The sequence below is a fragment of the Massilia sp. Root418 genome (assembly GCF_001425265.1).
Classification (GTDB): domain Bacteria; phylum Pseudomonadota; class Gammaproteobacteria; order Burkholderiales; family Burkholderiaceae_D; genus Rugamonas.
The window spans coordinates 1078716-1101392 of sequence record NZ_LMEC01000011.1 but is presented as its reverse complement, the minus strand read 5'-3'; the positions used below and the strand labels follow the sequence as shown (position 1 = coordinate 1101392).

The window sequence follows — 22677 nt, the reverse complement described above, 5'->3', positions numbered from 1 at the left end:
CTGTCTCACTCATCAAACGCCCCACGTTGATAGGCAGCATACTCCGGCGAGCCGGAATGGTGGCGGCGCAATTGCGTCACCCAGGCCGATTCCGCACCCGTGTCGCCGAGCCGATGCTGCACCCTGATTGCAAGCCACAGCACGTCAGCCGACAGGCTGTCCATCTTGGCCAGCTTGCCCAGCCGGGTAATGAAAAAACCGGCGCGCACATAGTCGCGCCGCTCGTAGTAGATGCGCGCCAGGTTGGCGCTGGTGGCCGGTACATCCGGCGCAATCTTCAATGCCGGCAGCAGATACTTCTCTGCCGTGTCGTAATCTTTCAGCTTCAGCGCGCAACTGCCCGCGTTGTTGTACGCATCGGCCGGCGACTGGTAGCTGCGCACCGCCAGCGCGGCGTCGAAATACTTGAACGATTCGGCAACGCGGCCATGGCGGCACAGGAAGGAGCCGTAGTTGTTGTTCACTTCCGGGTTGTGCGGCGCCAGCTTCAGGGCGCGCACGAAATTGTCCTCGGCCAGCTCGCGCTCGTCCATGGCCATATAGGTCAGGGCGCGCATGCCGTAGGCGTCGGCCAGCTCGGGGTCGGCCGCCAGCGCCTTCTTGATTTCGTCCAGCGCCACCGCGTACTGGCCCTGCTGGTAGTAGCCGATGGCCAGCTGCATGCGGATTTCGGCGCGCTTTTGCGCCGCCGTCTGGTCCGACGCCGTGGCCAGCTCGGCCTTGCCGCTCTGGCCCGGCGCAGGCGCCGAGGTGGACGCGCAGCCGCACAGCAGCCCGGCCAGGCCGAAGGCGGCAAGGCGCAACAGGCAGCGGTGGGCTAGCACGGTCATCAGGAACGAATTTCCACGATCTTGCCGAAATCGGCGCCGAATTTCTTCTGGTATTCGGCCATTTTACCCATGCGCTCCTGCACCTTGGTGCGGTCTTGCACTTCGCCGGCCAGCTGGCCGCAGGCGGCGTCGATGTCGTCGCCGCGCGTCTTGCGGATGGTGGTCACGATGCCGGCATCCATCAGGATCTGCGCGAACTGCTTGATGCGCTCGTTCTTGGAGCGGAACAGGCCAGACTCCGGGAATGGGTTGAACGGGATCAGGTTGAACTTGCAGTTGACGCCGAACTCGCGGTGCTTGACCAGGGCCACCAGCTCGCGCGCGTTCTCGTCGCTGTCGTTGAAGCCGTCCAGCATGCAGTACTCAAAGGTGATGAAGTCGCGCGGCGCGAATTCCAGGTAGCGCTTGCACGCGGCCATCAGCTCGGACAGCGGGTATTTCTTGTTCAGCGGTACCAGGCCGTCGCGCAGCGGATCGTTCGAGGCGTGCAGCGACACGGCCAGCGCCACCGGCACCACCTGGGACAGCTTGTCCATCATGGGCACCACGCCCGAGGTGGACAGGGTGACGCGGCGGCGTGACAGGCCGTAGGCGTTATCGTCCAGCATCAGTTTCAGGGCGGTGGCGGTCGGCTCGAAGTTCAGCAGGGGCTCGCCCATGCCCATCATCACCACGTTGGTGATCTGGCGCTCGCCCTTCGGTCCGGGTTCGATGCCCTTGGTGCGGCGCAGTTCGAACTCGGCCATCCACAGCTGGCCGATGATCTCGCCCACCGTCAGGTTGCGCGAAAAGCCTTGCTTGCCGGTGGAGCAGAAGCGGCAGTTCACGGCGCAGCCGGCCTGGGTGGAAATGCACAGCGTGCCGCGGTTTTCTTCCGGGATGAACACGGTTTCCACGGCGTTGCCGTTGCCGACGTCGACCAGCCATTTGCGGGTGCCGTCGGTGGAAGTATGGTCGCTGATGATGGCCGGCGCCGAGATATGGGCGCGGGTTTTCAGCTTGTCGCGCAGCGACTTGGCCAGGTCGGTCATCGAATCGAAGTCCGACGCGCCGAACTGGTGGATCCAGCGCTGCAGCTGCTTGGCACGAAACGGCTTCTCACCCAACTCCGCACAGTAGGCGATCAGCTGTTCCGGATCGAAATCCAGAAGATTGGTGAGGGTGGTTTCCATTGTTGTGCTCACTTCGGTACTCAAATCATTTCAAAAAAGGCTGCGCCCCGGACGAGGCCGGGGCAACAGGTACAGCTCAAATCAACGTACTACCGTGCTTCGCCGAGGCGAAGATTAACGGGAGTAAACGTTCAGTGCTGGGAAGTAGTAAGCGATTTCCACAGCAGCGGTTTCAGCGGCGTCAGAGCCGTGAACGGCATTGGCGTCGATGGAGTCAGCGAAGTCGGCGCGGATGGTGCCTGGTTCAGCTTTCTTAGGATCGGTAGCGCCCATCAGGTCGCGGTGCTTGGCGATGGCGTTTTCGCCTTCCAGAACCTGAACCATGACTGGACCGGAGATCATGAAGTCAACCAGATCCTTGAAGAATGGACGGGCAGCGTGCACGGCGTAGAAGCCTTCGGCTTCAGCGCGCGACAGTTGAGCCATACGCGCAGCGACGATCTTCAGGCCAGCGCCTTCAAAACGGCTGTAGATCTGGCCGATAACGTTTTTAGCGACTGCGTCTGGTTTGATGATCGACAGGGTGCGTTCGATTGCCATGTAAAAAACTCCAATAAAAAGAAAGGTTTAAAACGAAATTGATGATTCAATCAACCCTTGATTTTACCATAGAACCCCATGCCGGACCGAGATTCGGTGGCAGGGGCTGATTTTAAGCCCGGTTTAAGCAGCGTTTAAGCCTGTTTTTGGCCCTTTCACGCAGAGCATGCTATCCTTTTAGCAAGCGGTGCTCCGCACCTATCCTTTGGAGGCTTCATATGATCAACATGCAAAAAACCTACGACCTTGGCGGCAGTAGCGTTGCGGTACGTCATAACGTGCTGCGCAACACATACTGGCTGCTGGCCCTGTCCATGATACCGACCGTGCTGGGCGCCTTCTTCGGCGTGATGATGCACGTGCCGGTGCCGCGCGGCTTTATCGGCTTCTTCGTCTTCATGGCGGTGGCTTACGGCTTTATCTGGGGCATTGAGAAAAACAAGCACAGCGGCCTGGGCGTGGGCCTGTTGCTGGGCTTCACCTTCTTCATGGGCCTGATGCTGACGCCGCTGCTCACGCGCACCCTGGGCTTCTCCAACGGCGGCTCGCTGATCATGCTGGCCTTCGGCGGCACGGCCACCGTGTTCGCCACGCTGGCCAGCATTGCCACCGTGTCCAAGCGCGACTTTTCCGCCATGGGCAAGTGGCTGTTCGCGGGCGTGATCGTGGTGCTGGTGGCTGGCTTGGCCAACATCTACTTCCAGATGCCGGCGCTGCACATCGCGCTGTCGGTGATGGTGATCGCGATCTTCTCCGCATACATCCTGTATGACGTGCAGCAGATCATCAACGGCGGCGAAACCAACTACGTGAGCGCCACCCTGGCCCTGTACCTGGACGTGTACAACATCTTCACCAGCCTGCTGAGCCTGCTCGGCATCGCCGGCGGCGACCGCGACTAAGCGTTCTCCCCTCCCCTGAAAAGCCGGCCTCGCGCCGGCTTTTTTTGCGCCCGCGCAAACCGGCGCCGGACAGCGGCCGCAACCAGAAGTCAGCTGGCTAAAATGGGGCATGCACACCGACCATGACACCAGCTACAAGCGGCTATTCGCCTTTGCTGAACTGGTGCGCGAATTGTTGGCCGGTTTCCTCCCTTTTCCTTGGGCCAAGCGCCTGAGCACGCAAAACTGCACGCGGCGCAACGCCAGCTACACCAGCGATACCGGACATCAGCGTCATGACGACATGGTGTGGCGGGTGCGGACCGGGGCGCCAGCCGACGATCTCTACGTACTGCTTGAGTTCCAGAGCCAGCCGGACCGTTGGATGGCCTTGCGGATGCAAGTCTACGCGGGCCTACTGCACCAGGAGTTACTGAAAGAAGGGACGCTGGCGCCGGCCAGCAATCTGCCAGCCGTATTGCCATTGGTGATATACAGCGGCGACGAGCCCTGGAACGTGTCGAGCGAATTGGCCGATCTGGCGCCGCGCGTGCTGCGTGGACTACGGGGCCACCAGCCCACGCTTCGGTACCGCTTGATCAACCTGAGCGCCTATGCCGCCAAGGCACACGGACCTCCGCCCAACGTTGTGGCAGCGCTGTTCAGGGTGGCACGCATGGCGAGCGTAAGGGAAATGTCGCCCTTGCTGGACTATATTTCCCGCTGGCTGGAAAAGCAGGACAATCCTGTCATGGCGGAGACAGTAGAGCACTGGCTGCGAGCTCATTTGCAGCGGGAACTGGACGCGATTAACATTACAGGAACGGTCAAGGAGGTGCGTGCCATGCATAACCGAAAATTCGCAACCTTTGAAGAATTGTACGAATACGAAGCAATCCAGGAAGGCATAAAGCGGGGGCTACAGCAAGGGCTGCAGCAAGGGCTGCAGCGTATGGCACACCGCCTGGTTGAGCGCGGGCTGGGTTGCATCCCGCAAGACATTGCCACCCGGATCAGTATCGCGGCTCCCGATCAACTTCAGGACTGGTGTGACAGACTGGTGGACGGCGCCTCACCCGCAGACGTATTCCGGACCAGCTAGCGGCGCTTCGCCCGCCTTACAGCTGATCGCTCTGCGCCGCGCTCGCAGTGCCGCGCACCTGGAAACGGGTGATGGCGACGGCGTTCCCGGCGGCGTCCAGCAGGGCCAGTTCGTGCCGGCCGGGCTCGGGGCGCCAGGCATAATTGCCGGTGGCGGGCCCGAGCGGCGTGCCGTCCAATTGCCACTGCAGGCCCTGCCCGGCCTGGGCCAGGAAGAAGACCCGCTGGCGGGCGTCCGGGATGTCGGGGTCGATGGCAATGATGCTGGCGTCCGCCGGGTACAGGATGCGCGGCGCGCGGCGGGCGTCCTGCAGCAGGGCCACTTCGGCGCTTTCCGTGCCGGAGATGAACCATTCTGCGCGCGGCGGTTCAAAGGCCGGCTGCCAGGTCACGTCGCGCCGCAGCACGCCGGCCGGCGCGGCCGGCGCGCGGCTGGGGACGTGCTGGTGCAGATAGTCCATCACGTCGCGCCAGACCGGTGCGGCGCCGGTGACGCCGGACACGTCCCACATGGAACTGCCGTCGAAATTGCCCACCCACACGCCCACCGTGTAGCGCTCGCTGTAGCCCAGGCACCAGTTGTCGCGCATGTCCTTGCTGGTGCCGGTCTTGACCGCCGCCCAGAAGGTGGTGGCCAGTTCATTCTTCAGGCCGAAAGTGACGCTGCGCGCGGCACGGTCCGACAGGATGTCGCCGATGATGAAGGCGGCGCGCGGATCGAGCACGCGGCGCCGCCTTTCCGCCGCACGCGGCAACAGGCTGGCCGTGCCCTGCAGGCCGCCGCTGGCCAGCGTGCGGTACGCGTTGGCCAGCTCCAGCAGGCTCACGTCGGCTGAACCCAGCGCCAGCGAATAGCCGTAGTAGTCGGCCGGCTCCGTCAGGCTGTCCATGCCAAGCTCGCGCAGGCGGCCATGGAAACGGTCCAGGCCCACCAGCATCAGCGCGCGCACGGCGGGCACGTTGAGCGAGCTGGCCAGGCTGGTGCGGGCGCTGACGTAGCCCTTGAATTCCTTGTCGTAGTTCTGCGGGATGTACAAGCCGGACGCGGTGGAGATGTCGACCGCCGTGTCGTCCAGCAGCGAGGCGGCGGTGAGCTGCCTGCGCTCCAGCGCCAGCTCGTACAGGAAGGGCTTGAGCGTGGAGCCGGCCTGGCGCAGCGCGGCCACGCCGTCGACTTCGCTGCCGCCGGCGTTGCCGACATAAGCCAGCACCTCGCCGCTGGCGTTGTCCAGCACCACCAGGGCACCATCCTTCACATTGCGCTCGCGCAGCGACATGATCTGCTGCCGCAGGGCCGCCTGCGCGTAGCGCTGCAGGCCCGCGTCCAGCGTGCTGCGGACCTGCTGCGACGGCGCCGTGAGCAACTGCCTGGCCGCCTGCGGCGCGGGCGCCAGCACGGCCATGGCGGCCGAGCGCGCGAAGGCACGGGCAGCGGTGGCTTCCACGCCGGCGCAGGAAGCGCGCGCCTGCAGTTGCTTCGCCAGGGCGCAGGCGCGGCGCGCCACCAGCTTGGGCGCAGCCGACGGCGCGCGCAGCAGGCTGGCCAGCACGGCCGATTCCGCCACGTTCAACCCGGACGGCGCCTTGCCGAACAGGCCGCGCGCTGCGGCGCCTATGCCTTGCAACTCGCCGCGAAAGCTCACCAGGTTCAGGTAGGCTTCCATGATCTGCGGCTTGGTCCAAGCCTGGTCCAGCTCCCTGGCAGCCTTGACCTGGTCCCACTTCTGCGCCCAGCTGCGGCCTGCGGCGGCGGGCTGCAAGGCCGGGTCGAGCTGCGCCGCGAGCTGCATGGTGATGGTGGAGGCGCCGCGCGGCCTGCGGCGGAACAGGTTGTCCCACGCCGCCTTGCCAAGCGCGCCCAGGTCGACACCGTCGTGCTGCATGAAGTGCTGGTCCTCGGCCTGTATGACGGCCGCGCCCAGTGCGGGCGACATATCGTCCAGCTTCACCCACGGCAGGCGCCGCGCGGCCAGATCCACGCGCAGCGACTGGATCGCGACGCCGTTCCGGTCCAGCAGCGTGGCGTCGGAGGCCCGGTAGGATGCCTGCACCTCGGCCAGCGTAGGCGCTGCGATGGCCGGGGTGCCCATGCATGCCCAGGCCCAGGCCAGGACGGCCGCCCCCAGGACCGGCGGGCCCCGCCGCAGCGGCGCCGGCACGTGGATGGTCCCCGGCCGCGCCATGTTCACTTCACGCTCACTGCGGCGTTGGGCAGCTCGGCAAAGGCTTCCGGGCTGTACATGGCTTCCACCCGCGTGGGCGGCAGCTGGAACTGGCCGGCATTGTTCAGGCGCACCGTGTACTCGACGCTCCATTTCCCTTTCGGCACATACTCGTAATACGAGCGGAACGCCTCGAAGGTGCGCTCCTGGAAAGCTGGCCATACCCAGCCTTTGCCTTTCTCGCCGGCCGTCAGCAACTGCGAGTCCTTGCCCAGGCCCGTGCCCAGCACGGACGCGCTGGCCGGGATGGGGTCGTCCACCACCACCCAGGTCATGTCGGCCTGCGCTTCGAGGTCCAGGCGCACGCGGTACACGTCGCCGCGCGTCCAGGCGCCTTTCACCGCCTGCTCCACCGGGGTGATGGTCTTGACGATCTTGTAGCCGGACGTGATCGGCGCCTTGAGCGGAACGGCCGCCAGGCTTTGCACCGTCACCCAGGGCTTGCCGCTGCCGGCGTGCCTGAGCGAGAGCTCGGAGGCGCCGCGCGGCCAGGGCAGCAGCGCGCTGCCGCTGGCGCCCGCCGCGTCCAGCGCCACGCTCTTGCTGGCGTTGCCGATGGAGGCGGTGCTGCTGCCCATTACCGGCTCGCGCTCGAACTTGTCCGAGAACTTGTCCAGGGCCAGCACGCCCCAGGCATTGGCGACCGTAGTGTTCCAATGCCCCTTGTGCTGGCGTCCCAGCGCGCCGCGCGCCAGGCGGCCGATGTCGGGCTGCCAGCCGGGGTTATCGGTCATGGCCAGCAGCAGGCGGTTGGCGTTGACGTCGCCGGACACCATCAGCCACCACCAGTCATCATTGCGCTCGGTGGAGAAGCCCATGGTGGTGCCCTGAAGGTTCAGGCGCGAACGCAGGATCTGCTGCGCCTGCGCCAGCCGCTTGTCGCGCTCGGGCAGTTGCGCAACCCGCTGATGGATCAGGTACCAGTCGATGACCGCCGACGTCGGCCACAGATTGGGCTCCGGCGAGAACGATTCCAGGTCGCCGGCGCCGACGCGGCCGACGCGCGACAGCGCTTCCAGCGCGGCCAGCTTGCGCACCGCCAGATCGGCCGTGGCCAGCGGCGAGCCGCGCGTGATGCGGCCCTGCACGAAGTTCAGCAGCGCGTCTTCCATGCGCGCTTTCAGCTCCGGCGGAATCGGGAAGCCGGCTTCCTGAACGGCCGACAGCACGTAGGCCGTCAGCGTGTCGCTGCCCTGCTCCATGATGGGGAAATACTTCAGCAGGCCGTCGCTGTCCAGGTAGGCGGGCAGCTGGGCGGCCAGCTTCTGCCAGCGCTCGCCGTCGCGCAAGGCGATGGCGCGCGAGGTATTCTGCTCGAAGCAGGTGTAGGGATAGGCCTGCATGTAGTCGCGCACGCCGGGCAGTTCGCTGCCGAGGCGGGAGGCGAACAGGGTCTGCACGCCGCCGCGTCCCGGCAGTGCGTCGGCCGGCATCTGTACCTGCATCGATTGCGGTTTGTCGAGCTGCAGCAGGGTCGCTTGCAGGGTGCGCACCGGCACGGCGGCCTTGACCGCCTGCTTCAGGCGCAGGCGATCGGACGAGGCCCCCGCCGCGCCGGGCGCGGAAGGCGCCCCGCCCTCCCCCTCCCCCTCTCCGGCGGCGGGCGTTCCGTCGATCCGCGCCGTCACGTCCCACGCCAGCTCGGTGACGCCAACCGGTACTTGGTAGTCCCAGCCCACTTCCTGCGCCATGCCGGCCGCGATGGCGACCCTCTGGCGCGGCAAGACCTTGCCGGACACCTGCGCACCCAGTTCCACCTTCAGGTCGCGCGCGCTGGCATTGCGCAGCGTGAAACCGGCGCGGAATTTGTCTCCTTCACGCACCACGGCGGGCAGGCCGGAGAGCAGCATCAGGTCCTGCGCGCTGCGGATCTCGGCGCGGCCGGTGCCGAACAAGTCCGCGTTGGCGCTGGCGACGGCAACGATGCGGAACGCCGTCAACGAATCGTTGACCGGCACCTGCACGCTGGCCTCGCCGTTGGCGTCCAGCTTCACCCGCGCCTTCCAGAACAGCAGCGTGTCGAACAGCTCGCGGCCACCGCCCTTGCCGCCGCCGCCGCCGTGCGGCACCGCCTTGCGACCGAAGTGCCGCTTGCCCACCACCTGCATCTGCGCTGTCGCGGTTTCCACCTGCAAGCCGCGCTGCTGCATCATGGCCTCCAGCAGATCCCAGCTGGCGTTGGGCATCAGCTCCAGCAGACCGACATCGACCGCGGCCAGCGCCACCTCGGCGCCAGCCGGCACTGCCGAGCCGTCCGCCCGCGTGACCTTGACCTTCACTTGCGCCTTCTCGCGCACCTTGTACACCTCGCGGTCGGTCTTCACCGCCACTTTCAGCTCGTGCGCGGCCCAGCCGACGCGCAGCTGCGCCACGCCCATCTTGTAGGCCGGCTTGCCGAGGTCCACCAGCGCGGTCGGCTGCACGCCGGCCACGCGGCCGCGCACCACCAGCGCCGACACGAACATGTTCGGCGCGTAGTTCGGCTTGACCGGAATGCTGAACACCGGCGCGGCCCCGGACAGTGGCCGCACATAGGTGTCCAGGATACCTTCGCGCTCCACGGTGATGAGCGCGGTCGCCTCGCGGAAGGGCATGCGCAGCTGGAAGGTGGCGGTCTCGCCCGGCTCGTAACGCTTGCGCTCGGGCAGCAGGTCGATGCGGTCGTCGTCGCTGGCCTTGAACCACCAGTTGTCGCCGTCGGCCACCCAGGTTTCGCGGTTGGTGACAGCCACGCGCTGCTGGCCGTCCTGCGTTTGCGCACGCAGGATCAGGTTGCCCGCCTCGGGCGCCGCCACCTCGCAGATCAGCAAGCCCTTGGCGTCGGTCTTGCCTTCGCAGGCCTTGCCGAGCGCCTTGATCTCGCTGTTGTTCTCATAGGCGTAGAAGCCGCCGATCAGCCGCCGGCGGTGCGAATAGCTCAGGCGCTGGAAGAAATCCACTTCCACCGGCGCGCCGGCCACGGGTTTGCCCTGCGTGTCCAGCACGGCCACCTGGAACTTGACCGCAGTCTTGCTCAGCACCCAGCTGTCCGGCTTGATGCCGATGACCACACCCGATGGCCACAGCGGCACGCCGGTGGACGAGGTCAGCGTTTCGCCGTTGGCGTCCTGGTAGGACATCTCGGCCAGCAGGGTGGCCGGCTGTTCCAGCGCGGGCAGCTTGTCCACCACCACCCGCGCGCCGCCGGCCCGGTCCAGCGTGAGGTTTTGGGTGCGCACCGGCCCATCCGGCAGGGGCGCACCGTCCGCACCGGCCTCGCCCTCCATGCTTTCGAACTCCCCTTCATCCTCGTCGAAGGCCGGCGCGCCAGCCACTTTGCCGGCCTTCACGTCGCCGGCGGCGAAGCTGAAATCGTCGTACTCCTCAAAGTGCACGCTGCGGGCCTGGCTCGTCGTGCGCAGCCTGACCTGCGCGCCCGCCGCCCCGCCGCCGGACAGGTAGCTGAGCTGCACGTCTAGCGCCACCTGCGCCGCCTGCACCACCGGCGCGGAAGGCCCCTGCAGCAGCGCCTTCATGGTGGGAACGCGGAACTGCTCGACGCGGAAGCTGCCGCCCACGCGGCCGTCGAACATGACCTGGTACGTGCCCTGCTTTGCGTCCGCCGGAATGGTCCAGCTGCTCTCGGCCACGCCGCCGTTGGCCCAGGCCAGCGGCAGCTCATATTTCTGGTCGCTGCCCTGGTGCAGGATCACCAGCTTGCCGTCCTTGCCCTGCGGCGCGGCGTAGGCGATGCCGTCCGAGCTGCGGCGGCGCAGGAAGTGCTTCATGTGGACCGTTTCGCCGGCGCGCAGCAGGGTGCGGTCGAACACGGTGCTGGCGATGGTCTTGTCGGCGCGCAGATCCTCGGTGGGCACGTTGAAGCGCCAGGGCTCGATGCCTTCGGCCCAGTTGGACAGGGTGAAGGTCATGTCGGCACCGCTGCGGGCGCTGACGAAGTAGCCCTCGTTGTAGGGGCAGCCGTCGTGGAACAGCTCTTCGCTGATGCTGGCCACGCCCATGGCGTCGGTCCTGCCCTGCCACAGCAGCTTGCCGGTGCAGGCCCGCACCGCCACCTGGGCGTTGGGCACCGGTTGCCCCTTGTCGAGCGAGGTGACCCACACCAGCGAGGACTCGGCGCCGCGCTTGAAGTGCGCCACCATATTGGTGACCAGCGCGCCCGCGCTGACGTAGGCCAGGCTAGGCTTGCCCTGCAGCGCCAGCCCGAGCTTGGGACTGGCCAGCTCCACCACGTAGAAGCCCGGCTTGCGCAATGGGATACCGATCACCTCGAATGCCTTGCCGCCGCCCGGCTTGGGCAGCGTGAAGCGCTCGGTCTTCGGCTGCGGCCTGCCTTTCGGTTCGGCGAACACGGACTCCTTCAGCCCCCACAACTCGCCGGGCACCCAGCCGGTGTTGCGGTTCTTGCCGCTGAGACGGCGTAGCCAGTCGATCACCTGCCGGTCCTGCTGGTCCTGCTGGCCTTGCGGGCCATCCACGCGCAGCATGGCGCCGGCAGCACCGGCCATGCGCGCCGCAATGCCCGCCTCCACGTTGCGCACCGTGACCGGCAGCAGTTTGTCGCCGCGCGCCTCGATAATGCCGAAGCGCGCCGGGAACTTGACCAGCGGCGGCATGTCGCCAGTCTGCACGGCCAGCGGAAAGCGCGCCTGGTTCAGCAGGCTGCGGCCGGCGTCATCCTTCAGCCCGTCCGGCAGCACCAGGCGCAGCCGGGCCTTCTCGGGGAACGGTCCCGGAATGGTCACGCCGCTCACGTATTCAGCCTTGGCTTCCTCTTTCGCGAACTGCGGCGCCCAGCGCTTGCCGCCCGGCCCCGTGAGCGCCACGGCGCGCGCATCCGCTATGCGCACCGGCGCGCTGAAGTTCACGCGCACCGGCTGGAACGGGATGCACTGGCCCTTGGCCGACGGCCGCTCGCAGCTGAAGGCGGCAGTGAAATCCGGACGAGTTTTAAAGGCCAGTACCTGGTCGTGCTGGTTGGCGATGCCGTTCGGCGCAGCGATGGCGGCGCCCCAGACCAGCGTGACCCTTGCGTTCTGCGGCAGGCTGCGCTGGCACTGCAAGACACTTACCGGCATCTGCTCGGCGCGCTTGCTCTTGACAGCCGTGGCGGAGTGCCATACGACGCCGCGCGCCGCCCAGAACAGGTGCAGGTGGCGCTGGACGTAGTCCTTGCGCGCGTCCAGCACCTGCTGGCGCTCCTTGCCTTCCAGCAGGCGCACCGGAATTTTTTCGTTGATGCCGTCGGCCGTGCAGTAGGCATGCCGCGCGATGTCGCCTTCGCGCGGCACCGCGTCCAGGCTGAGCAGGAAAGTCTGGTTCTCGTCGATGTAGCCGGCGCCGTCGCGCGGCATGGACGCGGCCACGGACGGTCCGCCGGTATTGAAGCTGTAGCTGCGCTCGCCGGCCAGCGGCTTGCCCGCGACGTCCGCCAGCCCGGACTTGAGCGTGAAGCGGCATGCCACGCCGGCCGGCAGGTCGCGCTCGAAGTCGTACACCCAGTTGCGGCCGTCGACCCAGCGGCCCTTGCCTGCCGCCGCCTGGTCGCCGCCGCAATCTGCATCGAAGGGGTCGGCCAGGCGCAGGTCGCCAAACGGCACCATCTGCGCACTGAAACGCACCTTCACCTGGCGCACGCCCTTGACCGCATCCTGCGGCGAAAACGCTTCCACTGCCGTCTGCGCGTGGGCCGCAAAAGGCAGCAGGCAAAGTACCGCAAAGGTCGACAAGGCACGCATAGAGACTCCCGGGTGGACACAGATGCCAGTGTTGCAAATAGAACAATAATTGTCAATCTCCCTTCAGGCCATCTGACATAAAACGCATATGAAAGCGTGAATCTATTCGTTCCCGGCATGAGGCTGTGCTTGCTATGGTGCCAACTCTTTCAAAAAAAGAGAACTCAATGACCACTACCCCATGCAAATTGAAACCGCTGACAGCCTGCCTGCTGGCAGCGCTGTGCAGTACGTCCTGGCAGGCGAACGCGCAAACCACAGCGGCTGAACCGGCCGCCGTGATCGTGACTGGCTCGCGTATCCCGCGCGCCAGCCTGGAAGGACCCTCCGCCGTCACCGTCATCACCGGCGAGGACATCACGCGGCAAGGCTACAAGAACGTGTTCGATGCCCTGAGCAACCAGGTGCAGAACAGCGGCTTCGTGCAAGGCGCCGACTTCGGCAACACCTTCACGCCGTCCGCCAACGCGCTCAGCCTGCGCGGCCTCGGCCCCAACCACACGCTGGTGCTGCTCAACGGCCGCCGCCTGGCGGACTTCCCCATCGCCTACGAAGGCACGGTGAACTTCACCAACCTGGCCAACATCCCCTCTTCCATCGTCGAGCGCATCGAGATCCTGAACGGCGGCGCGTCCGCCATCTACGGCTCGGACGCGATCGCGGGCGTGATCAACGTGGTGCTGAAAAAGCAAAGCGAGGGCTTCGACGTCAACCTGAAAGCCGGTACCACGGAGCGCGGCGGCGGCGGCGACAGGCGCGTGCAGTTCAGCGGCGGCAGCGGCGGCGGGAAGCTCAATACGGTGTTCAGCCTGGAGCTGAGCGAGCGCGATCCGCTCTGGAGCAGCCAGCGCGACTTCATGGCCAGCAAGGGCGGCACGCCGTCCACGGTCCTGGCGCGCAAGGACGTCAAGACCGGCAACTACCTCAGCCTGGGCGACGCCTGCGCCGCGCTGGGCGACCTGTTCGACGGCAGCACCGTCAAGTACACCGTGAAGAAAGGCAGCTACTGCGCCAGCCCGAAAGTGGGCCCGACCCACTGGACGGTGCAGACCAAGAACGTCAGCAAGAACGCCTTCGGCGGCGCCACCTACGCGCTGTCGGACGACACCACGCTGTTCGCCGACGTGCTGCTGGGCCGTAACGAGAGCGAGAACAACACGCGCGGTCCGTCGTGGACCGCCAACTCCACCGGGGTGTCCTACTTCGCCAACAAGAACACCGGCGCCTACGAGGCCTGGAGCAAGTTCATCGCGCCCGAGGAGTACGGCGGCGCGGCGCGCTTCAACCGCACCTGGGAAGACACGGCTGTCGCCGCCACGCTGGGCCTGAAAGGCCGCCTGCCCGGCACGCAGTGGGATTACGAAGCCGCCTACAACGCCTCGCTCTACCAGAGCAAGAACCACGTGCCGCGCACGTTGGCGAACATCGACAGCTTCTTCCTCGGCCCCAAGCTGGGCACGGACGCAGCCGGCGTGCCGATTTACGCGCCCGACCCCGCCCGCCTGGCCAGGCGCCTGACGCCGGCGGAATTCGACAGCATCGTTGGCAGCTCGCACAGCGACGACGAATCGTGGACCAACACGCTGAGCTTCACCACTAACGGCGAGCTGCTGCAGCTGCCGGCCGGCGCGCTCAAGATCGCCACCGTGGCCGAGGCGGGCCGGCAGGGCTACACGAATACGCCGGACGCAGGCATCAACGCGGGCGTGTTCAACACCGCCACCCGCTCGGACCCGAACGGCGGCACGCGCACGCGCTACGCGCTGGGCGCCGAGGCGAGCATCCCGCTGCTCAAGCAGGTCACGTCCACGCTGGCCGGCCGCTACGACCGCTACACCTTCGCCGGCCGCAACGAGGGCAAGTTCACCTACAACGGCGGCCTGGAAATACGCCCTGCCAGCGAGCTCCTGGTGCGCGGCAATTACGCCACCAGCTTCCGCGCGCCGGACATGAACTATATCTACAAGTCGCGCGGCACCGGCTACTACTCGTCCACCACCGACTACTACCGCTGCGCGCAGGCCGGCCAGACGATCGAGACCTGCGACTATGCCAACGTGTCGCCGGGCGCGGACTACGTGCAGCTGGGCAGCAAGGACCTCAGTTCCGAGAAGGGCAAATCATGGGGCGTGGGCCTGGTGTGGTCGCCCAGCGCCAGCTTCGATGCGTCGGCCGATTACTGGAACGTGAAGATCGACGACCTGGTGACCAATCTGAGCGCCGGCAAGCTGCTGCGCGACGAGGCGGCGTGCCGCCTGGGCGGCGCGGACATCAACTCGCCCAGCTGCGTGGACACCATCAACCGCATCAAGCGCTATCCGCTGACGGCGCTGAACAAGCCGGGCGAGATCAGGGAGATCACGGTCAACCCGATCAATGCGGCGCACCAGAGCACCAGCGGCTTCGACCTGACCGCGCGCTACGCGCTGCGCGGCACGCGCTTCGGCGACTTCGTGCTGCGCGGCAGCTACGCGAAGACGCTCACCAAGCGCTACAAGCAGTTCGCGGGGGATGAGGTGCAGGACGAGCTGCACTCGCGGGACAATACGGACTGGCCGGACAAGTTGAACGCCAGCCTGGCGTGGAGCATTGCGGAGTGGACCAATACGGTGTCGGTGAACCGCTACGGCAAGCTGCCCAACGGCGCGCAGGAAGCCTATCTGACGCCTACCGCGCTGGTGAACTTCAGCACTGTCTACCGCCTGAACAAGCGCACCACGCTGTCGGTGATCGTCAACAATGTGCTGGACAAGATCAAGCACGATACGACGGGCGGCTGGCCGAACTACCCGGTGGGCAGCTATAGCCCGGCGGGACGGGCGGGCTGGGTGGAGCTGAATTACCACTTCGGGTCCTGATGCGGACCCGGGCGGCGCCGGCGGGTTACGCGGTGCCCGCTAACCCGCCCTACGGTTCTCGCCCCGCACGCGAGCGAATGGCTTACGCGGCGGCGCCGAGGGGGTTGACGGCGCCCTCGGGCTCCACGGCGGCCGGCATGTCGCGGCCGTCGGCCAGCTGGGTCACCAGGGCGTCGATGTCCAGGTCGAACACGGCCATCGATTCCACGTGCGAGGTGTGGGGGAACATGTTCACCACGCCGGCCTTGTTCAGCACGTAGCCGCACAGGTGCACCAGCACGCCGGCGTCGCGCGCCAGGGTGGACGGGCTGCACGAGACGTAGACGATGCGCTTGGGCAGCAGCTCCGGATTGGTCTTCTTCAGTTCAGCCAGCGCCAGCGACAGGGCCAGCGCGCCGTCGCGCGGCGGGTCGATCAGCATGCGGTCGAACTTGCCCAGCGCGATCAGGTCTTCCTTGCTCACTTCGAACAGGTTACGCGTCATGAAGCTGGTCTTTTGCGACACGCCGTTCACCACCGCGTTCGACAGCGCGCGCTCGGTGAGCGCGGTGCTGCCTTCGATGCCCACCACTTCGCGCGCCTGCGTGGCCAGCGGCAAGGTGAAGTTACCCAGGCCGCAGAACAGGTCGGCCACGCGGTCCTGCGGCTGCACTTCCAGCAGGCGCAGCGCCTTGGACACCAGCACGCGGTTGATGTGGTGGTTCACCTGGGTGAAGTCGACCGGCTTGAACGGCATGCGCACGTTGAACTCGGGCAGCAGGTAATGCAGCTGCTTGTCCAGCGGGTAGAAGGGATAAGCGGTGTCCGGGCCTTTCGGCTGCAGCCACCACTGGATGTTGTACTGGTCGGCAAAGGCCTTCACTTTGGTTTCGTCGCCGGCGGTGAGCGGCTCCATATTGCGCAGCACCAGCACGGTGAGGTCTTCGCCGATGGCCAGTTCGATCTGCGGCACCTTGTCGAAGATGCTCAGGGAGCCGATCAGCGCGCGCAGCGGCAGCATCATGTCCGACACGTGCGGCGGCAGGATCTGGCAGCTCTGGATGTCGGCCACATAGGAGGACTTCTTCTCGTGGAAGCCCACCAGCACGGTGCCCTTCTTGGCCACGAAGCGCACCGACAGGCGCGCGCGGTAGCGGTAGCCCCAGGTGGGGCCGTACATCGGGCGCATCACGTTGCCGGCCTTGACCTTGGACAGGTGCCACAGGTTGTCCTCCAGCGTGCGCTGCTTGATGGCCACCTGCGCGCCCGGCTCCAGGTGCTGCATGGAGCAGCCGCCGCAATAGTCGAAGTGCACGCACTTGGGCTTGACGCGCATGGACGATTCCTTGCGGATCTCGACCAGGTGAGCCGCTTCCCAGTTCTTCTTTTTCTTGAACGTCTCGAAGGTCACGCGCTCGCCCGGCAGCGCGCCTTCCACGAATACCACCTTGCCCGGCGTACCGTCTTCGTTTTCAATGTGGCCGACGCCACGGGCGTCCATGTCGAGCGATTTGATGTCGATGATAGTGTCTTGCATAACGTTCAAGATGATGGGGAAGCGAAACAAGGCCGCCGGGCACGTGGCCGGCAGCCTGTCGGAAGGGCGTTATGATATCAGAGCAGCGAGTCGCGCACCACGCCGCGCGCGGCCATGGCGCGTTTCAGCTTGACCAGCGCTTCCTGCTGGATCTGGCGCACCCGCTCGCGCGTGACGCCCATCTCCTCGGCCAGCGTTTCCAGGGTGGCCGGATCGTCGTTGTCCAGCCCGAAGCGGCGCATGATGACGATGCGCTGCTTGTCCGGCAGCTTGGTGAGCCAGTCGCGCACCAGCACCGTCATTTCGTGGTGTTCGGCGCGCGCGTCCGGCGCGTCCTCGCTGTCGCCGGGCAGCATGTCCATCAGCGAGGATTGCGGATCGTTGTCGAGCGGCGCGTCGAGCGAGGTGGCGTGCTCGGACAGGGCCAGGATGTCCTGCACCTCCTCCACCGGCCGCCCCACCAGTTCCGCGATGTCCTCGGCGGTGGCGTCCTTGCCGTTGTGGTGCTGCGCTTCCAGGTGGTATTTGCCGCGCAGGATCTGGTTCAGTTCCCGCACCATGTGCACCGGCAGGCGCACCGTGCGCGCCTGGTTCATGATGGCGCGCTCGATGCTCTGGCGTATCCACCAGGTGGCGTAGGTGGAGAAGCGGAAGCCGCGCTCGGGCTCGAACTTGTCGATGGCGCGCATCAGGCCGATGTTGCCCTCCTCGATCATGTCGAGCAGGACCACGCCGCGGTTGATGTAGTGCTTGGCGATGGACACCACCAGCCGCAGGTTGTGCTCGATCATGGTCTGGCGGGCCGAGAAGTCGCCTGCCTTGGCCAGGGTGGCGTAGTGCACCTCCTGCGGCGCGGTGAGCAGCGGCCGGGTGCCGATCTGGTTCAGGTAGTGCTGGGTGGTGTCGGTGGACAGCTCGGCGGCCAGCACCTTTTTCAGTTCGTCGACGCTCTCCAGCACCGCGCCCACTTCCGGCGCGGCGGCGTCGCCGTCGGCCGCATCGCCATCACTTTCCACGGCTGCATCGTCGATTTGCTCGTCCGGAAAATCGTCCGGCAGGGCATCGTCATCCAGGCGGTCGTGCGGCGAGTGTGTCATGGGTAGCTAGCGGTTAGGCAAGAACTTCGATGGATCGACCGGCTTGCCCTGCTGCCTGATTTCAAAGTGCAGCTTGACGGCGTCCGTGTCCGAATCCCCCATTTCTGCAATCATCTGGCCCTTGTTCACGCTCTGCCCCTCCTTCACCAGGATGGTGCGGTTGTGCGCGTAGGCCGACAGCAGGCTATTACTGTGCTTCACAATAACGAGATTACCATATCCACGGATGCCGCTACCGGCATACATCACTTTTCCTGCGCCGGCGGCCAGCACTTGTTGCCCGGCCTTCCCCGCGATGTCGATGCCCTTGTTCTTGCCTTCGTCGAAGGTGGCGATGACGCGGCCTTCGGACGGCCAGGCCCAGCTCAGCTCACGGTCTTCCGCGCTCAGTTGCACGCCGGGCGCGGCAGCCGCCGTGGCAGCCGCTGCAGCGGGCGCCGCCGCTGCGGGACGCTCGCTGCGCGCCGGCGCCAGCTTGCCTGCGGCCGCCACGGCGCTGCCCTCGTCGCCGCGCTGCAGTTCGGCCAGCGCGGCCTCGCTCCACGGTTTCTTCTCGCCGCGCGGGCCGGTCTTCTTGGGCACCGGCTCCGGCTTGACTTCGGTGGTGCCCGGCTGCGGCACGGCCACTGTCTGCACGCCGCCCACCGATTCGGGCGGCTGCACGCGCAGCACCTGGTCGACCTTGATGTCGTTGGGGTTGGCCAGATTGTTCCAGGTCACCAGGTCGCGGTAGTTCTGGCCATGCTCCAGCGCGATGCGGATCAGGGTGTCGCCCTTTTTCACAGTGTACAGGCCGCGCTCTTCGCGCTCTTTTTGCGCGTCTTCGCTGGGCGACGGCGGCCGCGCGGGGTGCGGCGTGACCACCGGGGTGGTACGGTCGATCACGGGCGCCTGGTTCGGCACGGTGGTACAGGCGCTCAGCACGCACAAGGTAATGCTCAGCAGTAACAGGGAACTCTTATTCGTCATACTCATCTTAGTTTGTCTTCTTCAGCCGGACCTTACACGGTTCCGGGGCGCAGGGGCACGAAATGGCAGTCTTCCAGCGTCTGGCTGGTCCATTCGGCCTTGCCCAGCCGCGTCACCAGCTCCAGGTGCTGGGCGCGGGCGCCCACCGGGGCGACCAGGCGGCCGCCGATGGCGAGCTGTTCAAGCAGCGCTTGCGGCACTTCCAGGCCGGCGGCGGCCAGGATAATGCCGTCGAACGGGGCCGCCTGAGGCAGCCCTAGCATACCATCTCCGTAATGCAAGCGTAGATTCGCTAGCCGCAGGGGCCGCAAATTGGCCTTGGCCAGCTCGTGCAGCGGCTTGATGCGCTCGATGGAAAACACCTCCTGCGCCAGGCAGGACAGCACCGCCGCCTGGTAGCCGCAGCCGGTGCCGATTTCCAGCACGCGCTTGAGCTGGCCGCCGTTGCGCATCACCTCGATCATGCGCGCCACGATGTAGGGCTGGGAAATGGTCTGGTGGTGGCCGATCGGCAGCGAGGCGTCGATATAGGCTTGCGAGGCCAGCGCCTCGTCCATGAACAGATGGCGCGGCACCGCTTCCAGCGCGCCCAGCACCACCGGGTCCTTCACGCCCTGCCTGGCTACGCGCGCCACCATGGCGCGCCGCACCGCGTCCGACACCAGCGGATTCTGGCGCGGCGCGGCGGCCGGCGCGGCCTGCGCGCGCTCCATGGCATAGGTGTGCGAGCGCGACGGCATGGCCGTCGGCGCGCTGCCGGGCCGCACCGCCGTGCCCGGCGCCGCCCCCACCCGCACGCCCGGATGCGTGCCGCCCAGTGCGGCGTTGCGGGCGGCATTCTGCGTGGCCGTCTGCGGCGTGGCCACGGGCGAGAACACAGTCTGCTTTTTCTGCGCTTTGTCCACCACGGACGACAGCGGCAGCGGGAAGGTGCGGTGTTTGTCGGTCATGCCAGGCCCTTTGCCAGCGTCTCGAGTTGGGTACGGTGCGTCAGATCCACCTGCAGCGGCGTCAGCGACACCTGGCCGTGCGCCACCGCGTGGAAATCGGTGCCCTCGCCGGCGTCCTTGCAGGCGCCGGGCGGGCCGATCCAGAAAATTTCACGGCCGCGCGGGTCTTGCGAGCGGATCACCGGCTCGGCCTGATGGCGCCGGCCCAGCCGGGTGGCCGTCAGCTTGCCCATGGCCGCGTAAGGCAGATTGGGAATGTTGACGTTCAGCAAATAAGGTGTGGCCAGCAGGTCCGCGTAGCGCTGCACGATGTCGCGCGCCACCTTGGCAGCGTCGTCGATGTGCTCCCAGCCGTAGGCGCCCTGCGAGAACGCGATGGCGGGCACACCGAACAGATAGCCCTCGGTGGCGGCCGCCACGGTGCCGGAATACAGGGTGTCGTCGCCCATATTGGGGCCGTTGTTAATTCCGGACACCACCAGGTCGGGCTTGTCGGCCAGCATGCCGGTGAGGGCGATGTGGACGCAATCGGTGGGCGTACCATTGACAAAATAGAAACCGTTGGCCGCCTTCTGCACCGATAGCGGCCGGTCCAGCGACAAGGAATTGGACGCGCCGGAGCGGTTGCCTTCGGGCGCCACCACCACGATGTCGGCTATGGGCGCGAGCGCATCCGCCAGGGCGTTGATGCCGGGCGCCAGATAGCCATCGTCATTACTAATTAGGATACGCATGGCTGGGATTTTACCCGAAGCAATGGCCCGCTAGCACATGGCGGCGGCCGCCCCGGCCAAATTTAGTGGCCGGCGGCGACGGCCGCTGTGCCCGATCGCTAGGCGCGCGGCTCCGGCGATATTTCGGGCTGCTGCTCGCGCGGCGCGTCGGCACGCTGCAGCGCGTAGGGTTCCTCGTAATACGCTTGCACCTCCTGCTCGACACCGGGCACCGGCACCGCGTAGTGGCCGGGCTGCTCCTGGGCGTTGCGCTGGCCCGCCCCGCCCGGCTGCACCAGCGGCCCGAGCGGACCCAGCTGGCCGCCCGCGTGCGCGGGATGGCGCGCGCCGGCGGCCAGCCCGCCCGCCCCCGCCGCCCCTGCGGCCACCGCCGCCACCGCCGGCATGGCCGGCACGGCATAGGGCGCGCCCTGCATCCCGCCGCGTTCCTGCTGCCCGGCCTCCTCCATCCGCAACAAGGTCTGCCCCAGCGCTGCGGACACGCGCAGCGTCTCCGCATGCTCGGCGCCCAGCAGCCGCGCGCGCACTGCCAGCACCTGCTCCTGCGCCTGCCGGGCCAGCTCCAGTTCGCCGGACAGGTAATGCATGCCGGCCCGCGCCTCCAGGCTGGCCAGGGTGAGCAGATGCGCCGGTCCCAGCAGCCGCATCTGGATCTGCAGCACCTCTTCCTGACGGTCCAGCGCCGCCTCGACATAGCCTTGCCGCGCCAGCGCGCCGGCCTGGGCCGAACAGGCTTCCAGCACGTCCGGATGCTCGGCTCCCTGCAGCCGCGTGCGCGTCTCGACCACGCAGCGCAGCAGCATGCGTGCCTGGTCCAGCTCGCCCTCCTGCAACAGCGTGCGCGCCAGCTGCGCCTTCACGGCCGCGGTTTCCAGGTGTTCCTCGCCCACCACCTTCACGTGCAGCTCCAGGCTCTCGCGGAAGGCCAGCACGGCGGCGGCGCAGCGGCCCTCGTCCGCGTACAGCAGACCCAGCCGGACCAGGTCGCGCGCCAGCATCATGCTGTAGGCGCTGCCGGCCGCCACCGCAGCGCGCGACTGCGCCACCGCCGCCAGCAGCGGGATTTCGCGCCGCGACTGCCAGGGCGGATGGCCGCCTGCCAGCCAGCCCAGCAGCGCTTCGTAGGAGCGCGTGACGGAAAAGCGGTCGGCCAGCGGCTCGCCGCGCACCGCCAGCCGCTCGCCGCGCGCCAGGTTGCGCGACTGCGGCAGCTGCACCTCGTCGAAATAGCTTTCCAGCGACAGCTGCTGCAAGCCGTAGGCTTCGCGCAGCGCCTGCTCGAACACGGGCTGGTAGCCCGGCAGGCCGCTGGCCGGGTCGCCGCGCCGGCACAGGGCGCGCTGCGCGCTGCATTCCATGTCGGTACGGGTGGGCAAGGGATAGACCAGCAGCGGCCGCTGCTCGTCCTCGTGGCTGCGGCGGTAGGTGGTCACGCGCTGCACCAGCGCCTGCAAGCCTTCCAAACTCTGGCGGTTGGCTTCGAACAGCAGCACCAGCCGGGTGGGCAGCAAGGTGGTGCAGATGCCGCTGCTGTCGGTGCGCCCGCTGCGCGCATCCACCAGCACATGGCGGAACTGGCGCGCCAGCATCTCGCCAAAGCAGCGGAACAGCGCCGGGCACAAGTGGAACAGCGCTTCCCAGTTAAACGCGGCCACCCGCTCGGCATAGCCGGCGTCGAGCCGGCCGGCGCGCATCAGGTACAGCGGGCGGCTCTGGTCCACCCGCACCACGTAGCGCTCCCAGCCGACCGCATCGAGCACCTGCCGGGCCTGGGCCGCAGCGTCCAGCACGGCACTGCGGCGGCTGCGGCGCTGCAGCAGCTCGCGGCAGGCGGTAAACAGGTCCAGCAGGCCCGGCCCGTCCGGCGCCTGCGCGAAATACTGGTGCAAGCCGGGCGCTTCGAGGTCCCAGTCCACCATCAGCACCGGCACCGTGGCCTGGCAGCGTCCGGCCAGCAGGGTGGCAAGATTGGCCACCGCCATGCTGCGGCCGGCGCCGCCCTTGTGCGAGTGGAAGGTAATGACTTCGCCGGGCGTGGCCAGCGGCGGCAGCAGGTGCGGGAGTTCCATGGT

At 67.0% G+C, this 22677-nt stretch carries 14 protein-coding genes; 3 read left to right on the top strand and 11 right to left on the bottom strand.

The window, feature by feature from the left end; translation table 11 throughout:
* Nucleotides 1-5: 5 nt before the first annotated feature.
* The 3 genes from pilW to ndk all read right to left on the bottom strand — a co-directional run bounded on the left by pilW (nucleotide 6) and on the right by ndk (nucleotide 2542).
* Entirely contained in the window at nucleotides 6-830 is an 825-nt protein-coding gene (gene pilW, locus ASC94_RS12385) for a type IV pilus biogenesis/stability protein PilW (protein WP_056394875.1), read from the bottom strand.
* Nucleotides 830-2002 carry a 23S rRNA (adenine(2503)-C(2))-methyltransferase RlmN gene (gene rlmN / locus ASC94_RS12380; RefSeq protein WP_056394873.1) on the bottom strand — a complete coding sequence of 391 codons (1173 nt, stop codon included), beginning with the start codon at nucleotides 2000-2002 and terminating at the stop codon, nucleotides 830-832. The genes pilW and rlmN overlap by 1 nt, the downstream gene beginning before the upstream one ends.
* A 114-nt stretch (nucleotides 2003-2116) precedes the next feature.
* Nucleotides 2117-2542: a nucleoside-diphosphate kinase gene (ndk, locus tag ASC94_RS12375; protein WP_056394871.1), complete on the bottom strand. Its 426-nt coding sequence runs from the start codon at nucleotides 2540-2542 to the stop codon at nucleotides 2117-2119.
* A 218-nt stretch (nucleotides 2543-2760) separates the two neighbouring features.
* Between ndk and ASC94_RS12370 the strand changes: the two genes are divergently transcribed.
* Both ASC94_RS12370 and ASC94_RS12365 read left to right on the top strand, forming a co-directional pair.
* Nucleotides 2761-3444, top strand: coding sequence for a Bax inhibitor-1/YccA family protein (locus ASC94_RS12370; RefSeq protein ID WP_056394869.1), 684 nt, complete (start codon nucleotides 2761-2763; stop codon nucleotides 3442-3444).
* Between the two features lie 109 nt (nucleotides 3445-3553).
* Complete coding sequence (locus ASC94_RS12365) at nucleotides 3554-4525, top strand: Rpn family recombination-promoting nuclease/putative transposase (RefSeq protein ID WP_056394868.1); 972 nt, start codon at nucleotides 3554-3556, stop codon at nucleotides 4523-4525.
* Between the two features lie 16 nt (nucleotides 4526-4541).
* Here the strand turns inward: ASC94_RS12365 and pbpC are convergent, their stop codons facing one another.
* Nucleotides 4542-6707, bottom strand: a complete 2166-nt coding sequence (pbpC, locus tag ASC94_RS12360; RefSeq protein WP_373888107.1) for a penicillin-binding protein 1C — start codon at nucleotides 6705-6707, stop codon at nucleotides 4542-4544.
* A gap of 2 nt (nucleotides 6708-6709) precedes the next feature.
* The gene (locus ASC94_RS12355) at nucleotides 6710-12481 is read right to left on the bottom strand and encodes an MG2 domain-containing protein (RefSeq protein WP_056394864.1); all 5772 of its coding nucleotides are present in this window, start codon (nucleotides 12479-12481) and stop codon (nucleotides 6710-6712) included.
* Between the two features lie 167 nt (nucleotides 12482-12648).
* On the opposite strand from ASC94_RS12355, the gene ASC94_RS12350 reads away from it, so the two are divergent.
* Nucleotides 12649-15339: a TonB-dependent siderophore receptor gene (locus ASC94_RS12350; RefSeq protein ID WP_056394862.1), complete on the top strand. Its 2691-nt coding sequence runs from the start codon at nucleotides 12649-12651 to the stop codon at nucleotides 15337-15339.
* Between the two features lie 82 nt (nucleotides 15340-15421).
* Here the strand turns inward: ASC94_RS12350 and rlmD are convergent, their stop codons facing one another.
* From rlmD to ASC94_RS12320, 6 genes are all read right to left on the bottom strand, one after another.
* Nucleotides 15422-16855, bottom strand: coding sequence for a 23S rRNA (uracil(1939)-C(5))-methyltransferase RlmD (gene rlmD, locus ASC94_RS12345; protein ID WP_082616436.1), 1434 nt, complete (start codon nucleotides 16853-16855; stop codon nucleotides 15422-15424).
* Nucleotides 16856-16932: 77 nt separating this feature from the next.
* Nucleotides 16933-17952: an RNA polymerase sigma factor RpoS gene (gene rpoS / locus ASC94_RS12340; protein ID WP_056394860.1), complete on the bottom strand. Its 1020-nt coding sequence runs from the start codon at nucleotides 17950-17952 to the stop codon at nucleotides 16933-16935.
* A gap of 6 nt (nucleotides 17953-17958) precedes the next feature.
* The gene (locus ASC94_RS12335) at nucleotides 17959-18921 is read right to left on the bottom strand and encodes a peptidoglycan DD-metalloendopeptidase family protein (protein WP_056394858.1); all 963 of its coding nucleotides are present in this window, start codon (nucleotides 18919-18921) and stop codon (nucleotides 17959-17961) included.
* 32 nt (nucleotides 18922-18953) lie between these two features.
* Complete coding sequence (locus ASC94_RS12330; RefSeq protein ID WP_056394856.1) at nucleotides 18954-19871, bottom strand: protein-L-isoaspartate(D-aspartate) O-methyltransferase; 918 nt, start codon at nucleotides 19869-19871, stop codon at nucleotides 18954-18956.
* A complete protein-coding gene (gene surE, locus ASC94_RS12325; RefSeq protein ID WP_056394854.1) occupies nucleotides 19868-20605 on the bottom strand; it encodes a 5'/3'-nucleotidase SurE in 738 nt (245 codons plus the stop codon). The genes ASC94_RS12330 and surE overlap by 4 nt, the downstream gene beginning before the upstream one ends.
* A 98-nt stretch (nucleotides 20606-20703) precedes the next feature.
* Complete coding sequence (locus tag ASC94_RS12320; protein WP_056394852.1) at nucleotides 20704-22674, bottom strand: KGGVGR-motif variant AAA ATPase; 1971 nt, start codon at nucleotides 22672-22674, stop codon at nucleotides 20704-20706.
* Nucleotides 22675-22677 lie beyond the last annotated feature (3 nt).

Bases quoted from the DNA above. Each gene is read 5' to 3' on its own strand.
- pilW (WP_056394875.1), bottom strand. From the start codon at position 830: ATGACCGTGCTAGCCCACCGCTGCCTGTTGCGCCTTGCCGCCTTCGGC.
- rlmN (WP_056394873.1), bottom strand. From the start codon at position 2,002: ATGGAAACCACCCTCACCAATCTTCTGGATTTCGATCCGGAACAGCTG.
- ndk (WP_056394871.1), bottom strand. From the start codon at position 2,542: ATGGCAATCGAACGCACCCTGTCGATCATCAAACCAGACGCAGTCGCT.
- ASC94_RS12370 (WP_056394869.1), top strand. From the start codon at position 2,761: ATGATCAACATGCAAAAAACCTACGACCTTGGCGGCAGTAGCGTTGCG.
- ASC94_RS12365 (WP_056394868.1), top strand. From the start codon at position 3,554: ATGCACACCGACCATGACACCAGCTACAAGCGGCTATTCGCCTTTGCT.
- pbpC (WP_373888107.1), bottom strand. From the start codon at position 6,707: ATGGCGCGGCCGGGGACCATCCACGTGCCGGCGCCGCTGCGGCGGGGC.
- ASC94_RS12355 (WP_056394864.1), bottom strand. From the start codon at position 12,481: ATGCGTGCCTTGTCGACCTTTGCGGTACTTTGCCTGCTGCCTTTTGCG.
- ASC94_RS12350 (WP_056394862.1), top strand. From the start codon at position 12,649: ATGACCACTACCCCATGCAAATTGAAACCGCTGACAGCCTGCCTGCTG.
- rlmD (WP_082616436.1), bottom strand. From the start codon at position 16,855: ATGCAAGACACTATCATCGACATCAAATCGCTCGACATGGACGCCCGT.
- rpoS (WP_056394860.1), bottom strand. From the start codon at position 17,952: ATGACACACTCGCCGCACGACCGCCTGGATGACGATGCCCTGCCGGAC.
- ASC94_RS12335 (WP_056394858.1), bottom strand. From the start codon at position 18,921: ATGACGAATAAGAGTTCCCTGTTACTGCTGAGCATTACCTTGTGCGTG.
- ASC94_RS12330 (WP_056394856.1), bottom strand. From the start codon at position 19,871: ATGACCGACAAACACCGCACCTTCCCGCTGCCGCTGTCGTCCGTGGTG.
- surE (WP_056394854.1), bottom strand. From the start codon at position 20,605: ATGCGTATCCTAATTAGTAATGACGATGGCTATCTGGCGCCCGGCATC.
- ASC94_RS12320 (WP_056394852.1), bottom strand. From the start codon at position 22,674: ATGGAACTCCCGCACCTGCTGCCGCCGCTGGCCACGCCCGGCGAAGTC.